Raw genomic sequence first — 15,636 nt, 5'->3', positions numbered from 1 at the left:
AGATAAGACTTTTTTGCCTTAGTGAAAACAACTTCCTTCACTTTTTTGAAAAATATTTAGGACACTATTGGGTAAAACGTGCTTTTAAACGCTAAATGCCACTTTTCAAAAGTGTTAAAATTCGGGATGGAATATTTACAAAAGCGCAACATTTTCAAGCATGGTTGTACCAGCCTTCTCTAAATGAACGAAGGTGGAAAAGCAGATTGTCGAGATAAAAATTAAGACTGTCTCACGACAGCCTTAATTCCAATTTTTTAACTAACTTATTATCAACTATTCATTACTATAGCATAATGGCGCAAAGTTACATCTTTTTATTGCAATTCGGAAAGAAAAAGCGTATAATGTACGCCGGTTCGGAATATGTTTTTTAAAATTCCGATTCTATATTCGTGTCCTGTCATAGCGTGGGATTTGTTTTCGTCTTTCAGGAGAGTAACCTTGCCGGAACTTGATACAGTGGGTAAGCTCGTCAACCATAGTGGTGGAAAAGCGCGGATACGCTATTGATGCGGCACAATCTGCGCAATCGTTTGCTTCAAGGAAAATGCTTTTATACGTTATTTTATGGCGCAGGATTTTCGGATTCGTCCTATCTTTGCGCCAGAATAAGGGAAGGCCTGTCGGGAAACAAGGCCTAAAGCATAGCAAAAAGATATTAGTTTTGGGTAAATGGATTGTTTTTAGAGACGCATAGAAATAAAGGATTTTAAATAGAAATAAAGGATTTAAAAAGGTTAGGCTACTTTGGTTGATTTTTGATAGATTGAAATTAAAAAGATCCTCGTCAAAGGATAAGATAAAGTTTTTGTTGATTTAGTGAAAATGCCGTTGCAGGGATGTAACGGCGTTTTTTATTTTGTCGGTTGTTTTTTCGTCGTTTATAAACAAAAAAAATCGGAGGGGATAACCCGCCCGACCATTAGGTTCGCACCTCACGGTGCTCCCCTTTATTTCATCTAATCGTTAACCTGAAAGTCTTTTTTACTTTACCTTAAAACTAATACTTAAACCTGAATAATCTTTAACCTAATAACTAAAAACCTAAAAAAATCTATTACTACTAACCTAAACAATCTATTAACCTTTTGATGACGCAAAGGTAGTGATTGTGCACGCGCACACCAAATGTCGGATGTTTATTTTTTCCGATTTGCATGAATTATTGATATGGGTCAAAAACATTGATCTTCATCAATGAGGAGGTTGGCTTCATTCAAGAATTGTTAATATCTTTATTTTTAGTGGCATTGTAGATGGTTAACTGCGAATAATCTATACCTTTGTAAATGGGTTGGATGGATGGGCTTAGGCAAGGCTATGGCGGCAGAAGGAGTATTCTCTGCGGTTGTGGAATAATAATGAAGATAAAATTATGCGGCAAATAATAACTCATTTTACAGACGATGATCTTTATAAGTTTTCGATGTGCTGTGCGGTAATTGACAATTATCCACGGGCGCATGTCAAATATTCTTTTGTGGATCGCGACAATACTGTTTATCCGGATGGCTTTGCCGAACGGCTGAGAGAGCAAGTCATGATGTTAGAAGAACTCGTGATCACGGAAGAAGAGATTGCTTTTATGCGGAATAAATGCTACTATATTCCTGATTGGTTTTATACTTATCTGAAAGGTTATCGATATAATCATGAATGGGTAGAGATTTGGCAGGACGCCGAGAATCATCTGCATATCGAGTTTGAGGGTAATTGGTCGGACACCATTTTGCTGGAAGTGAAGGTTCTGGCAATCGTTTCTGAGCTGTATTATATAATGACGGGACAGGTGGAGCGGCTTGATTATGAGCATTATTATGAGAAAACATACCGTAAGGCAGAGAAACTGCTGGAGGCAGGCTGTATTTACAGTGACTTTGGAACACGCCGCAGAGCCTCGCAGCAAGCTGAAGACATCGTGGTGAAGGCAATGAGTGACTGTTATCGTTCGAAGTCGTGGCCCGGGAAGTTTGTGGGTACAAGCAATGTTTACCTGGCCATGAAGTACGACGTGCTGCCTGTGGGAACGATGGCACATGAGTTTGTATGTGCCATCGGTGGTATGTATGGTCCGCAGATGGCTAATCATATAGCGATGAATAAATGGCGATACACGTTCAGAGGCGCTTTGGGAACTTATCTGTATGATAGTTTTGGCTGGAATATCTTCAGTAAGAACTTCTCAGAAGATTTTGCCAATTTGTTTAAAGGCCTTCGGGTAGATAGTGGAGACAACTATGACCAGTTGCAGAAGATTGCCGCCAAGTATCGCTCACTGGGCATTGACCCACGATCAAAACAGGTGATATTCAGCAACGCGCTCCATACCGATGACGCCATCGAAATACAAAAATACGCCCGAGAGCTTTGCCAGCCATCGTTTGGGATAGGAACGCACTTCACAAACGATTTTGATGGCGTGAAGCCGATGAATATTGTAATCAAGTTGGTGGGCGCCAAGATAACAGAGTCGTGGGATTTCTATAACGATACCTGTAAGTTATCGGAGGATAAGGGCAAGCATACGGGCAAGCCGGAAGTAATCAGGCGGTTTATGGAAAGTCTCCACTTTGAAGAATGAGCATCAGCCTTTATCTTGCGTTATGATATGAGACACCCGCCCGGTAAGCGGAAAGTTGGACGGTCGGGTGGATTTACCGATTTTGAAATCTGATTTTTACATGGTCATATCCCATAGACGTCAGTAGGTGATAAAATTGTCTGCCGGCGTTTTCTTGCGCGCTTTTAATATTTGAGGGTGTCATGCAGCGTCGCAGCATGGCATTGTATGCCTTTTGATAAAGCTGTTCACGGGCCTGCTCATTCCATGATCCGCTTTCGTAGAAAGACCGGGTCTTGGCTTCGTCGATGAAGTCTTTATCAAGCAGTTTGATGGGTGGGAGAGTAGCCACGATCGTGTCTTGACCGGCCCGTATCCATCCCGGTTGAGCCTCTCGTAGATTGATTCCTAAGCGAAGGGTGCCGTAATAGATTCTCACGAGTTCACTGTCACCGAAGAAACCTTTGCGTAGCGTGTCTACCAGTTCTTCGTCCGAAATGGCAAGAAATTCCCATTCGCCAATGTCTTCGATGGAACGGATCTGCGTTGGCGTGATTTCGATATTTTTGTTTTGTGAGATGGTTATGGAATTATCCTTATTGAGCAGATATAAACTTATGATGAGAAGTATTGAGATCGTGAGAAGGGTCGTGGGCAAAAGCCAAAACGTCTTGGAGGAGTGGCTGAAAAAGTATTTGAGATAACGAAGTGTCTTATTTTCCATTTTCTATCGTCGTTTTATCAATGAGCTTTTCTATGTCATTCAGATTAAATTGTTTTCTGAATGTAATCGTGATGTCTTCTTCGGCATATCCCATTTGCTTGATAAATGGGATGAGTGTTTTGGCGGCATTCTCTTTCGCTATGCCGATCATGTCAAGCGAGGGAATATCTTTGATAATAGCTGTTCTGCCTTGATTTTCAAAAGAAGTAAGCTCTTCGTCCGTGAAGTTTGACCGGGTAATAGCTACATATTGTTTCACCTCTTGATGGTTAATTTTTGTGCTTGTAAGAACGATATGTGGGTCGGGAAGAATAATCTCGATCTTTTTTCCGGCTTTTTTGATATTCTTGGACGTGAAATTACTGAAATCGACATAGGCTTTCAGGGTAGCATCAAGTGGAATGGCAATTTTGCGTTTGCCGACAGGTAAGTCTATATGAAAGGATTGATTGAATATCTTCCCTGTTATTGACTTGACATCGTTATGCGTGATAATCTTATGCAGGTGGTATTCCGTGGTATAAAGTCTGGATGTTTTTTGTATTTGCAATACCATCATCGGGATCGTATCGAGCTGATAGGACTTGGCTGCTGTTTTCTCCTTGTCGCCGCATGACATTAAAAGTATGGCCAAGAAGATCATATAGGCGATATTCTTCATATTATGCTTATCTTATTATGCAAAGATAGTGCAAACCCATGATATTTTTATTAACTTTGCGGTATAAATTCTTTGTGACTATGAATAAGTTTTTGCGTTTTTCCGTGACCATCTTTTTTGTCGGATGTTTTTTGGCCTTTACGGGTTGTCATGAAAAGAAGAAGTCTGATATAATTATTACACACAAGTCGATAAAGAAAACTGAGCGCACGATATCCAAAGTGGGCGATTATAAGCAGGAGCGTGATGTGGAATGGTTGGGGACTAATTATAAGGTTATTGTCGAGCGTAAGGCAGACTCCGGTTTGCCGATTGTGGACGATGGTAATGGTTCTAAGTTTTACGATAACGTTATTACCGTGACGATTAAGCGCAAAGACGGAAGTCAATTCTTCAGCCGTACGTTTAAAAAAGCTGACTTTGAGGATAAGGTTGATGATATATACAAGAAGAACAGTGTGCTCTTGGGAATCGTGCTGGATATAGTTGAAGGCAACCGCCTTGTTTTTGCCGCGAGTGTAGGCTCGCCGGATAAGATGAGCGATGAGTATGTGCCGCTTGTTTTAAAAATCGATAATCTGGGTGGTGTCGCGATCTCGAAAGATTCACAGTTAGATACGGGGTCGGATCGTGTGGCTCCGACAAAGAAAAAGTCTGAAGCGGAACTCTCAGAAGAGGAAGGAATCTGATTTATATACACGAAAAAAGGCAGAGAAATTAAAATAATGTCTCTGCCTTTTTGTATTCTGTTGTTTTATTCTTTTATGGTTTTAAGAGCTCTTGGTGGGCCTTTTCGAATTCTTTAGGATAAGTTCCTAAAAAGCAGAGGTTCACCAAACAGTTGGCTAAGATGTCCGTGTCACTCAAGTCTACGCCTCTCTCACGCGTAACATCTTTACCTAAGCTCACCTCCCATGTCCCTCTGAAGTCTACATCATTGGCTCCCATGTATTGTTCGCCATTTCCTCCAGGCGCGTCCATGATTTTGTAATGAATCGATTTCTTTGACGCCACAGGCTTCAAGGTCGTCATGATGTCGTATGCTTTCTTGAGAGGTTCACGGTATTTCGATGTTCCGGGAAACATTTCGTTGATAATGGGCATGAGCTCATCAAAGTCGTAGGCAAAAAATAGTTGTTGGAGTTTCATGCTGTTGCGATTAGAATTTTGCCATTTTGATAGCGTCAACCGCGCATTCATCACCCTTGTTGCCTAATTTACCACCACTTCGGTCTTTCGCTTGTTGAAGATCATTTGTGGTAAGCAAGCCATATATTACCGGAATATCTTGTGAAGCGTTCAGCCGGGCTATGCCATAGGTGACTCCTTCGCAGATATAATCAAAGTGAGGAGTTTCGCCTCGGATGACGCTTCCCAGTATGATAATGGCATCATATCCTCCATTCAGAACCATCTGACGGGCTCCATAGATAAGCTCAAAGCTTCCCGGAACAGTCTTTACGTGAATGTTCTCAGGAATTGCTCCATGCTTTTCGAGTGTTTTGACAGCTCCGTCGAGCAACGCTCCGGTTATTTCCGGATTCCATTCTGCCACAACAATGCCAAAACACATGTTGCTTGCGTCCGGAATTTTAGAGAAATCGTAGTCTGAAAGGTTATGTAATGCGGTTGCCATTTATTTATTTGATGTACGTTCGATGTATTTGTCAATCTCCTGACTCTGTACCAACGCGCTGTTGACGTATTTCTTTTTGATGTCCTGATATATCTTCAGCGCTTCATCCGTCTTATTCTGGCTCTCAAGGATTTCGGCTGCCTGCAACATGAAAGTTGGAGAAATACTGTTGTTTACACCGTCTTTTGCTTCACCGTCGGCCATGCTTGCGGCCTTTTTTAAGTTGCTTACGGCTTTGTCAAGTTCATTTACGTGGGCATAAGCATTGCCTAATGCCGCTACAGCCGATGGGCTGACCATGGCGTCGCCGGATGGTGAATAGGCGTCAAGATACTTCACGGCATCGGCCCATTTGTTTAAGTTGGCATAACTCAGGCCTGCGTATAGATTGGCCAAATTGGCCGCGTCCGTACCGCTGAAGTCTGATGTGATCTTCACAAAACCTTCATATCCGGCACCATCTCCGTTAAGTGCTTTGTCAAACATCTCATTGTTAAAGTAGTCCTGTCCTTTGGCCAAAGCCGTGCTGGCCTTGTCTTCTCGCGGTCCTGAATAGTACGCTTTGAAGAGCACGCTTCCTACAATAATTACGATGAGAGCGCATACAACGCCAAGGATAGCTTTCTTATTCTTATTGAAGAAAGCTTCTGACTGGTTGAGAACTTCTTTTTCAACCATTTGATCTTTTTTATTTGCCATTTGATTTATGTTATTTGTTATAATTCAAACACATGCTGATTTAGTGCTAAATCATACTCTAAATCAGTGGGGCAAAATTACTGAATTAATCCCATATATTGAAATTTATTGATTACTTTTTTCGTTTTTCATTCCCAAATCGACTAACTTTGCAATGAATTATGATACTCGATAAGATTTCTGTAATCAATTACCGTAACATCAAGGCCGCATCCCTATCGATGTCGCCTAAAATTAATTGCTTTATTGGTAATAATGGTGAAGGAAAGACCAATATGCTTGACGCGATTTATTATTTGTCTTTTTGTCGGAGTGCCTTTAATCCTATAGATTCTCAAGTTCTTTCCCATGAGGCTCCTTTTATGACGATAGAAGGGGATTATCAGACAGATGACGGCGAAGCTGTTTCTGTTTATTGTGGCATGAAGCGCGGATTGAAGAAGCATGTCAAGCGAAATCAGAAAGAGTACAAGCGACTTTCACAGCATATCGGGTTTATTCCACTTGTTTTTATTTCGCCCGCCGACAATTCTTTGATTGATGGTGGAAGCGACGATCGGCGAAAGTTGGTGGATGTTGTCATCTCTCAGTATGACAATTCATACATGGATTATCTCAATACTTACAACAAAGCATTGCAGCAACGGAATGTCATGCTGAAGCAGGAACAGAACTCCGATATGTCATTAATAGAACTTTGGGAGGAGCAGATGGCCGAGGCTGGCGAAATCATCTGTCGTAAGCGAACAGATTTTATCGACCGGCTGATTCCGGTTTTTCAGAATATTTATCGTTTGATTTCGGGAGGACAGGAGGAAGTTTCACTTCGTTATGTCTCACACGGACAGCGTGGCCCTTTATTGGATGTCATTCAGCGCGATCGAACAAAGGATTTCGCCGTGGGCTACTCTTTGCATGGAATTCATCGCGACGATCTCGAAATGCTCATAGAAGGGTATTTGATGAGACGCGAAGGGAGCCAAGGGCAGAACAAAACCTTTGTCCTGGCTATGAAATTGGCACAGTTTGAGTTTCTACGCCGCACGGTGCCGCATAATGTTCCTTTACTTTTGTTGGACGATATCTTTGATAAGTTAGATGCCAACAGGGTAGAGCAGATTGTCAAACTTGTATCAGGAAGTCAGTTTGGACAAATCTTTATTACTGATACCAATCGCGATCATTTAGACCATATCTTGCGACACTCGTCCAAAGACTATGCGCTTTTTACGGTCCATAACGGCGAGTTCGTTCGTGAAAGTTAATTTTCTGATGTTTATATAATGTTTAAACGGGATGTAAAAACAATCAGCGAGCTCCTTCAGCAGGTTTTGCGGCATGAAGGATTGGAGACTCCACTTCTTCAGAAGCGGCTGATAGATTCATGGGAAATCGTTGTTGGGCAGACCGTTGCACGTTATACCGCAGAAAAATTTATCAAGAATCAGACTCTTTACGTGAAAATCACCAATCCGGCGTTGCGTCAGGACCTGTCCATGATGCGTGCCCAATTGGTCTTGCGACTCAACCAACAGGTAAGCAGCCAAATCATTACCGACATCAAATTGTTCTGATTATACCGTCTTTTCTTCTCCGTTGTCGATCACTTCATCCATGCGGATGTCGTTCTCATCTGTCGGCACTTCATTTACGCGCTGAAAATGAAAGCATACACCTATTTTATATATAGAAGATATTGCATTCAGGAATCGGTCGTAATATCCTCGTCCTCGTCCAAGTCTGTTGCCATGGTGATCAAAACTCATCCCCGGAACAATAATTACGTCTATCTGTTCCGGTTTCGTGTAGACCTCTCCCGTAGGTTCCTGTATATGAAATGTGCCGTCTTCTTTCAGGTTTTGCCTGCCCCGATATATCCTTGGTTCTATCGTTTGTCCATCCGTTATTTTAGGCAGTAGTACCGTTTTTCCCTCCTCTGCCAGTAAATCGATAACCTCATGGGTATATACTTCGTCCGGCATAGAGTAGTATAGCATGATGGTCTTTGCGTTGCTGACACGTGGATGCGCCAGCAACTTGTTGATGATAGGAAGCGACAACTCCCTCAATTGCTCTTCGGTAAATTGTCGCTTCCTGTTTCTGATCTCCTGCCTGAGTTCTCTTTTCTGCATATTCTGTGTCTTCTTCTATGATCGTTTTGCCACGTCTCTTTTCCACAAGGCCGTTTTCTCCTTTACGTCAGGCTTCTTGGGTTCGGGTGCTTTGGGGAATGCGGCTTTGTTACGGAATACGCTCAAGGTCGAAGCAATGACCGGATCGCCTTGGTTCAGATATTCATTCCAAGCCTCTTCATCCAGCATGTTATAGATAATCCGGCTGTTGATGTAGCGCTCCAGCAGCGGATAGCTCTTTTTGATCATTAGATTGCGGCGTTGCAAGCCATGACTATCTGCGTACGTGGCAAATTTTTCCACCATGTTTTGCTTTACAAGATAGTCACTCAGTTGCGTCATCTCCTTGAAGTTATTCAGTTTGATTCGATTGTCATCCGTGTAAGTAAAGGCAAACTGCAGAATCAACCCGCTCATACTGGCTTGTTTGTAATAGGATGTGACATTTGTCGTATCTTCCGGTACAAAGATGTCCGGCGTGATACCGCCACCGCCATATACCACTCGGCCATTGCTTGTGTGATATGCCGGTCCTTTATGCTTGATACTGTCCTGCGAGAAGAATTCGCCGTGTTGGTATCGGGTCAGCAGGTCCTGCATATAGCTCTGGTCCTCACCGCTTGTGTAAGGCTTCTGGATGCAACGTCCAGAAGGCGTATAATAGCGTGCCACCGTCAGCCTGATCATACTTCCGTCGGGGAAGCCGATCTGTTGCTGTACCAGTCCTTTACCGAAGGACCGGCGTCCGATGATTGTAGCTCGGTCGTTATCCTGCATTGCTCCCGCAAAAATCTCGGAAGAAGATGCCGAACCTTCGTTTATCAATACGACCATCGGAATGTTCTGGTAGCTGCCGTGCCCGTCCGACTTGTAATCCTGCCTTGGAGATTTGCGACCTTGCGTGTAGACAATCAGTCGGTTCTTCGGTAAGAATTCGTTTGCCATCTGTACAGCACTTTGCAGATAGCCGCCTGTATTGTCGCGTAGGTCTATCACCAGGTTTTCAAAACCTTCTTGCGATAATTTCGCCAGCGCAATCAATAGTTCCGGATAGGTCGTCTCGCCAAAGTTCTTGATGCGGATATAGCCTGTTGTCTTGTCAAGCATGTAAGTAGCGGAAATGCTCTTTTGTGGTATTTCACCACGTGTTACCGTGAAGAACTTGATTTTCTTTTCACCGTAACGAATCACGCCAATCTTCACTTTGGTATCTTTAGGGCCTTTCAATCGCCGCATCGCTTCATCGTTTGTTACGATTTTACCTACAAACGGTTTGTCATCCACACTCACGATCTTGTCGCCGGCCAACAGTCCGGCTCGTTCTGCCGGTCCGTTCTTGATGACGTTCTGTACGTGAATGGTGTCTTGCCGAATCGTAAACTCAATGCCCACACCCGAGAACGAACCTTTCAGGTCATCATTAGCCGACTGCACGTCCTTTGCGCTGATATAGACAGAGTGGGGGTCCAGTTCTGCCAATATCTTGGGGATGGCCTGATCCACCAATGAATCGATGTTTACCTTGTCCACATATTGGTCATCAATAATGTGCAACAGGTTGTTCAGCCTGTTACTTCCACTATTGATGATGTTCAGTCGGTTGCCGGAAAAGTGATTGGCAAAGAAGTTTCCAATCAATATTCCGATGACGACACATAGCGTCATCAGGATAGGCATGTATCTGTTATTCTTTTTCTGATCCATTATTCCTGTTTGTTTTCTTTCGTGTATTGAATATCTTTTTCCGTAGTTTCATCTTTCAGATTCATGTATTCCACCTCAATGCCTGCTTTTCTCAGCAGGTCTATACCGTCTTCCAATCGGTATTTCTCCGCATATACCACACGCTTGATTCCTGATTGTATAATCAGTTTCGCGCATTCAATGCAGGGCGAAGCCGTTACATATAGTGTACTGCCGTCACTGTTGTTGCTGCTTCTGGCCAGTTTGGTGATGGCGTTGGCTTCTGCGTGAAGCACATACGGAAACGTTGTATTATCGCTGTTTTCGCATATATTGGGAAAACCACTTGGTGTGCCGTTGTAGCCGTCGCTGATGATCATTTTGTCTTTTACCACCAGCGCCCCTACTTTTCTCCGTTGACAGTAGCTGTTCTCCGCCCAGATCAGTGCCATTCTCAGGTAGCGCAGGTCCAGTTTATGTTGTTTGTCTTTTGATTCCATTTCTTTCTAATAACGCGTCTATACTTGGTTCTTGTCCTCGGAATCGTTTGTAAAGAGTCATCGGGTGCTCTGTACCACCCTTTGACAAGATGTTGTCTCGGAAACTTTGTGCGGTTTCCCGGTTAAAGATTCCTTCCCTCTTGAATACGCTGAAAGCGTCGGCATCGAGAACTTCCGCCCACTTGTAGCTGTAATATCCGGCGGCGTAACCACCTGCCATGATGTGTGAGAATTGTACGGTCATACAGGTGTCGTGTCGTTGTTTTGTGACAATGGCTTCTTTCCAGGCCTCTTTTTCAAATGGAATGATGTCGACCTTGAATTCGTCTTTCTTCGTGTAGTAAGCCATGTCGAGCAGTCCGAAACTCACTTGGCGCATGCAGGCATAAGCCGCCATGAAGTTGCGGCTCTTGACGATGCGTTCTATTAGTTCGTCGGGCAGAGGCTCCCCCGTTTGGTAATGGAACGCAAATGTACGCAGAAACTCTTTCTCGATGGCGTAATTCTCCATGAATTGCGACGGCAGTTCCACGAAGTCCCACCATACGTTAGTTCCACTCAGACTGCCAAAACGAGTGTTGGCAAACATGCCGTGCAGCGAATGTCCGAATTCATGCAGGAAAGTTTCTACTTCTCCCAATGTCAGCAGCGCCGGCTTCTCATCGGTTGGCTTCGTCAGATTCATCACGACGCTTACGTGTGGGCGCACATTATTACCTTTATGGTCAATCCATTGTCCCTGAAATTCAGTCATCCATGCACCGCCCTGCTTTCCTTTCCTTGGATGGAAGTCGGCATAGAACACGGCTAAGTAGCTGCCGTCCTTATCAAAAACTTCGTAAGCTTTCACGTCGGGGTGGTAAACGGGAATCTCTTTGTTTTCCTCGAAAGTAATGCCATATAGCTTATTGGCCAGTCCGAAAACTCCTGCTATCACCTTGTCCAACCGGAAATAAGGGCGTAGCATTTCAGCGTCTAAGTTATATTTTTCCATTTGCAGCTTGTGCGAGAAGTAGCTGAAATCCCAAGGCTCCAGTTCAAAATCGGCTCCTTCCAGCGATTTGGCCAGCTGTTCTATTTCCTCCACTTCCTTTTGGGCTGTGGGCTTGTAGGCGTCGATCAGGTCATTGAGCAGCTTATATACATTATTTATATTCGTGGCCATCCGGTGCTTCAGCACGTAGTCGGCATAGGTCTCAAATCCAAGCAGTTGGGCCATCTCCCGTCGCAGGTTCACCAATCGTTTGCAGATTTCCAAGTTGTTTTCGCCATTGTCGTGAATACATTCCATATTCTTGGCCATATATAGTTCTTTACGCAGCGTTCTGTCCTTAGCATAGGTCATGAAAGGTGAGTAGCTCGGAAAGTCGAGCGTGAATATCCAACCTTCCTTCTCCTTTTCCTTGGCAGCCAATCGTGCGGCTTCACGTGCGGTGTCGGGCAGCCCTTCCAATTGGGCCTCGTCTGTTATATGTAGTTCGTAGGCCTTATTTTCTTTCAATAGATTTTGTGAGAACTGCAATGCCAGCATACTTGTTTCTTCCGTGAGCTGTCTCAGTTTCTCCTTGCCGGCTTCATCCAGCAGCGCACCGCTTCTGACAAAGCCGTCGTAGCTTGTTTCGAGCAACATCTGTTCTTCGGGCGTCAATTCCCGATGATGTTCATATACATATTTAATACGTTGAAAGAGTTTCTCGTTCAGGCTGACGTCGTTGGCGTGTTTCGTAAGGATGGGACTCATCTTCTGGGCCAATGCGTCCAGTTCGTCATTCGTTTCCGCGCTCATCATACACGAGAATACGTTCGACACACGGTCCAAGAGGTCATAATAGTGCTCTCCTTTCGACGTGTCTACCCTGATGATCGTGTTTTCGAATGTCGGTGTTTCGGGATCATTGATAATTTTTTCAATTTCTTCGTCATCACGCCTGATACCTTCCATGAAAGCTTCTTCGTAGTCTTCAGTCCGTATCTTTTGAAAAGGCACGGTGTTATGTGGTGTCCCGTAAGGTTCAAAAAAAGGATTAACTCGTTCTGTCTTCTCTACGCTTATTTCATTCATACTAATTATTACTCCTTTATCCTTGCAAATTTATAGAAAAAATGGCAGACCTGATGTGGGACCCGAACGGAATTATCAAATATTAATTAATTTCTTCTTCTTTAGAAGAGCTTTTCCAATTGCGGTATTTCTATGTGCCCGCGTGACAGCGTGACCAGCCCCTGATCTTGCAGGGTGTTGAGCGCTTTCGACACATTGAGTCTGCTGTCGTTGATTTCTTTTCCCAATTGGCTCATTTTGATCTTTACGCCTACGCGTCCGGCCGGCCGCAGGCAGCGGTCGGCTATGAATCTTACGATTCGCTCCGTCAGCTCCGTAGGCGACTGTCGATAGTTGCGTTGCTGCTGTTTTTGAATCTGCGCGGAGAGGATATTCAGCAGATTGATTTTGAATATATTGTAGGAATCGGCCAGTCTCAGAATCTCACCCTTGTCTATCATGATGAAATTACATTGCTCCAGTGCCTTGAAAGTCTTGGTATAGCGCTGGTTCAGCCCGAAAAGATTCTCGGGTTGCAGGATGTTGGGGGCTGTCATCAGCTCCTCTATTTCATAGGAATGATCATGGCTGACGGTCGTCACTCCCAGTCGCCCGGCTTGCAGCAGATAGGCGCCCGTGCAGGCATCACCCTCCCGGATGACCGTCTGGTCTTTATGAAACTTCTGAAAACCTAATCTGGTGTGCGCCACGATTTCTTGCAGGTCGTCGGCGTTAAGCCCAAGAAACAACGGCAATTCCAATAAAGTCTTGTATCGTCCGATTTCTTCCATATTCCTACTCTTTACTTCTATGGTTGCTATTCTCTTTTCCGTGCGTCTATCAGTCCCTCCGAATACCACGTGGAATAGTTTCCCTTGTGGTCGGAGTAGATGAGATATGCTTTCAGTTCAGGGTGCTTCTTCAGCACTTTCTTGGCCTTGTCTATCCCCATTACCATAAAAGAAGTGGCATAGGCGTCGGCTTGGGCGCAGCGGTCGGCGATGACTGTGGCCGACAACAGATTGTGCTGCACCGGGTAGCCTGTCTTCGGATCGATCGTGTGAGCGTATTTTTTGCCACCTTTATAGTAGAAGTTACGATAGTTGCCACTCGTGGCCATGGCCTTGTTTGTCACGTTGAGCACCGTCTGCAGTTCATCGTTGGTGTTGAGTGAGTCGTCGCCGGGTTTCGCTACGCCGATCTTCCAAGGCAGCCGTTTCTCGCTGACTCCGTTCGCTACGACCTCACCGCCTATCTCTATCATGAAATTCTTGATGTCGTGATGGCGCAGCAACCGTGCCACGCGGTCACTGCCGTAGCCCTTGGCGATGGCACTGAAGTCAAGCATGACGGCTTGGTCTTTTTTCCGCAGCTCCTTAGCGGCCTTATACCCGTTTGTGACAACGGTCAGCTTGTCCATTCCCACGTGTCGCAGCATGTCTTTCACGTCTTGTGACGTGGGCATTTGCTGATTCTTGAATCCGAATCCCCAGGCGTTGACCAATGGAGCCACCGTGATGTCGAAAGAGCCGTTGGTCTCGCGGTTGATGTCTGCCGCCATCTGATAGACTTCTTCAAACATCGGACTCATTGTCAGTCGTCCCTTTTGGTTGAAAGCTGTCACGCTCGATTGTTTGTTGAACATGGAAAACTCGTCATCCACCTTTTTCAGTTCTGCCTCAATCTCACTTTTCAGATTATCGTCACTTTGGTAGGTCACGTGGTAAACTGTGCCGAAGACAAAGCCTTCGTCGTGCTGGTAGGGCATGTTTTTCTGTTGCAGAATGACTAGTATCGTGCCCACAATGAGCAGTATCAAAAAAGGAAGCTGCCAGATGGCCTTTTTCTTGCGTGCGTTATGAATTGTCATGTGTCTAAATTTCTATGCTTACGTTGAATGTCCCGCCCAAGCGGGTATTGCCTCCGCGCCCGAATCCCGGCACATACCAGGCTTCGCCTATATCGCCATGCTTATGAAAGAGTCGTCGTTTGTATCTCACGCTCCAGCCCATTCTGACAGGTCCCCATATCTTGGCGTCGATACTGAGCACGCCTTCCAGCCAATGATAGCTGCCATCCACGTCCGTAGCGCCGAACGGAACTTTCTCGCGCCATACGGGATCAGTGATGCCTTGGCTTAACACGTCGTAGCTGAACTTACTGAAAGCGTATCGGAAGCCGCCATAGAGACGGTAGATATCGTGCTTGTTTTTCATCAGGTTATAGTCTACGCCGATTCTGCCATACGGCGCGCTGGTCTTATAACCTAAGGTCGTCGATGGGTCGGTGGCGTCGCATTTGCCCAGTCCTAATTCAACGACGGGGAAATACTTGTCTTTGAGGTTCACTTTCAACGCGGCTTCATACTGTCCGTAATCACTGACCGCCATCTGGATGAGTCCCACCATGTCGGCCGATATCTGTATGCCACGCAGCAAGGGAATCGTATCGGGGGCTATGGCAATCACTTTTCTGGGCTGTTGGGCCGGGGCAGTCAGTTGCTGAATGAGCAGCAGACTAATGAATATCGCTCTTGAGATAGAGGAAGAAGTTACTCTTGGAAGGTCCATTGGTCACATGTTTGTTGTTGACGACAATCGAGTCGATGAAATGGCGCGTGTGTCTCACGCCCTTGATTTCATGAAAAAAGATAGGGTTGCAGTCTACAGCCTCAAAATGCGGTATGTCTTCTTTCGTGATGACAACCGTATCGGTCGGCGCGTTTGCCGTCGTGTCCGATTTGAAATAAAAAGTGTCTTCGTGATGGTTGTAGCTCATGGGCAACTGAAAACTGTCGGCATCAGCCAACTTGTTGAGAATTACGCTGTCGTTGCCATCGCCCAAATAGGCCGTTACCGTCAGCGGAGTGGCCAGTTTCTTGACGTCGCCGGCCAGCTTATAGGTGGCGGCTACTCGCGAGTTGAGCGAGCAGTCTATTGTAGAGCAGGCTGCCACGAGTATCGCCATGGCGGCTAAAAGCCAGAACATTTTGCGCAT

Annotated in this window: 17 protein-coding genes; 4 read left to right on the top strand and 13 right to left on the bottom strand. The window is 44.9% G+C overall.

The features are described from left to right. The first annotated feature begins 1,378 nt into the window (after positions 1-1,378). Positions 1,379-2,584, top strand: a complete 1,206-nt coding sequence (gene pncB / locus JHU38_RS07080; RefSeq protein WP_107581091.1) for a nicotinate phosphoribosyltransferase — start codon at positions 1,379-1,381, stop codon at positions 2,582-2,584. Positions 2,585-2,657: 73 nt separating this feature from the next. Here the strand turns inward: pncB and JHU38_RS07075 are convergent, their stop codons facing one another. Together JHU38_RS07075 and JHU38_RS07070 are read right to left on the bottom strand one after the other, a co-directional pair. Then, the gene (locus tag JHU38_RS07075; protein WP_107581090.1) at positions 2,658-3,287 is read right to left on the bottom strand and encodes a DUF4230 domain-containing protein; all 630 of its coding nucleotides are present in this window, start codon (positions 3,285-3,287) and stop codon (positions 2,658-2,660) included. Next, complete coding sequence (locus JHU38_RS07070; RefSeq protein WP_107581089.1) at positions 3,277-3,948, bottom strand: DUF4230 domain-containing protein; 672 nt, start codon at positions 3,946-3,948, stop codon at positions 3,277-3,279. Before JHU38_RS07070 ends, JHU38_RS07075 begins: the two co-directional genes overlap by 11 nt. 80 nt (positions 3,949-4,028) lie before the next feature. Between JHU38_RS07070 and JHU38_RS07065 the strand changes: the two genes are divergently transcribed. Further along, the gene (locus JHU38_RS07065) at positions 4,029-4,637 is read left to right on the top strand and encodes a DUF4738 domain-containing protein (RefSeq protein WP_107581088.1); all 609 of its coding nucleotides are present in this window, start codon (positions 4,029-4,031) and stop codon (positions 4,635-4,637) included. A gap of 73 nt (positions 4,638-4,710) precedes the next feature. Here JHU38_RS07065 and JHU38_RS07060 read toward each other — a convergent pair whose 3' ends face one another. Genes JHU38_RS07060 through JHU38_RS07050 form a run of 3 tightly spaced genes read right to left on the bottom strand, consistent with a single transcriptional unit; the run spans position 4,711 to position 6,283 of the window. Then, positions 4,711-5,097: a hypothetical protein gene (locus JHU38_RS07060; RefSeq protein WP_107581087.1), complete on the bottom strand. Its 387-nt coding sequence runs from the start codon at positions 5,095-5,097 to the stop codon at positions 4,711-4,713. Positions 5,098-5,107: 10 nt separating this feature from the next. Continuing rightward, the gene (gene ribH, locus JHU38_RS07055) at positions 5,108-5,584 is read right to left on the bottom strand and encodes a 6,7-dimethyl-8-ribityllumazine synthase (RefSeq protein ID WP_107581086.1); all 477 of its coding nucleotides are present in this window, start codon (positions 5,582-5,584) and stop codon (positions 5,108-5,110) included. Next, the gene (locus JHU38_RS07050; protein WP_107581085.1) at positions 5,585-6,283 is read right to left on the bottom strand and encodes a tetratricopeptide repeat protein; all 699 of its coding nucleotides are present in this window, start codon (positions 6,281-6,283) and stop codon (positions 5,585-5,587) included. Between the two features lie 161 nt (positions 6,284-6,444). Here JHU38_RS07050 and recF point away from each other — a divergent pair, with 161 nt between their 5' ends. Then, complete coding sequence (gene recF / locus JHU38_RS07045) at positions 6,445-7,548, top strand: DNA replication/repair protein RecF (protein WP_107581084.1); 1,104 nt, start codon at positions 6,445-6,447, stop codon at positions 7,546-7,548. A gap of 18 nt (positions 7,549-7,566) precedes the next feature. After that, positions 7,567-7,857, top strand: coding sequence for a DUF721 domain-containing protein (locus tag JHU38_RS07040; RefSeq protein ID WP_107581083.1), 291 nt, complete (start codon positions 7,567-7,569; stop codon positions 7,855-7,857). On the opposite strand, the gene JHU38_RS07035 is transcribed toward JHU38_RS07040, so the two are convergent. From JHU38_RS07035 to JHU38_RS07000, 8 genes are all read right to left on the bottom strand, one after another. Then, positions 7,858-8,415, bottom strand: coding sequence for a 5-formyltetrahydrofolate cyclo-ligase (locus tag JHU38_RS07035; protein WP_107581082.1), 558 nt, complete (start codon positions 8,413-8,415; stop codon positions 7,858-7,860). A 15-nt stretch (positions 8,416-8,430) separates the two neighbouring features. Then, positions 8,431-10,119, bottom strand: coding sequence for a S41 family peptidase (locus JHU38_RS07030; RefSeq protein ID WP_107581081.1), 1,689 nt, complete (start codon positions 10,117-10,119; stop codon positions 8,431-8,433). Beyond that, complete coding sequence (locus JHU38_RS07025) at positions 10,119-10,598, bottom strand: deoxycytidylate deaminase (RefSeq protein WP_107581080.1); 480 nt, start codon at positions 10,596-10,598, stop codon at positions 10,119-10,121. The genes JHU38_RS07030 and JHU38_RS07025 overlap by 1 nt, the downstream gene beginning before the upstream one ends. Next, the gene (locus tag JHU38_RS07020) at positions 10,573-12,660 is read right to left on the bottom strand and encodes a M3 family metallopeptidase (protein WP_107581079.1); all 2,088 of its coding nucleotides are present in this window, start codon (positions 12,658-12,660) and stop codon (positions 10,573-10,575) included. The genes JHU38_RS07025 and JHU38_RS07020 overlap by 26 nt, the downstream gene beginning before the upstream one ends. 101 nt (positions 12,661-12,761) lie before the next feature. Continuing rightward, a complete protein-coding gene (locus JHU38_RS07015; protein ID WP_107581078.1) occupies positions 12,762-13,430 on the bottom strand; it encodes a Crp/Fnr family transcriptional regulator in 669 nt (222 codons plus the stop codon). 26 nt (positions 13,431-13,456) lie between these two features. Beyond that, positions 13,457-14,509, bottom strand: a complete 1,053-nt coding sequence (locus JHU38_RS07010) for an FAD:protein FMN transferase (protein WP_107581077.1) — start codon at positions 14,507-14,509, stop codon at positions 13,457-13,459. Positions 14,510-14,513: 4 nt separating this feature from the next. Next, positions 14,514-15,209: a DUF6048 family protein gene (locus JHU38_RS07005; RefSeq protein ID WP_199222636.1), complete on the bottom strand. Its 696-nt coding sequence runs from the start codon at positions 15,207-15,209 to the stop codon at positions 14,514-14,516. Then, on the bottom strand, positions 15,157-15,636 hold the full coding sequence (locus JHU38_RS07000) for a DUF6452 family protein (protein ID WP_107581076.1): 480 nt from the start codon (positions 15,634-15,636) through the stop codon (positions 15,157-15,159). Before JHU38_RS07000 ends, JHU38_RS07005 begins: the two co-directional genes overlap by 53 nt.

It is taken from the genome of Prevotella illustrans, assembly GCF_017426725.1.
Classification (GTDB): Bacteria; Bacteroidota; Bacteroidia; order Bacteroidales; family Bacteroidaceae; genus Prevotella; species Prevotella illustrans.
The sequence above is the reverse complement of the archived record's forward strand: the minus strand, read 5'-3'. Positions and strand labels throughout refer to the sequence as shown.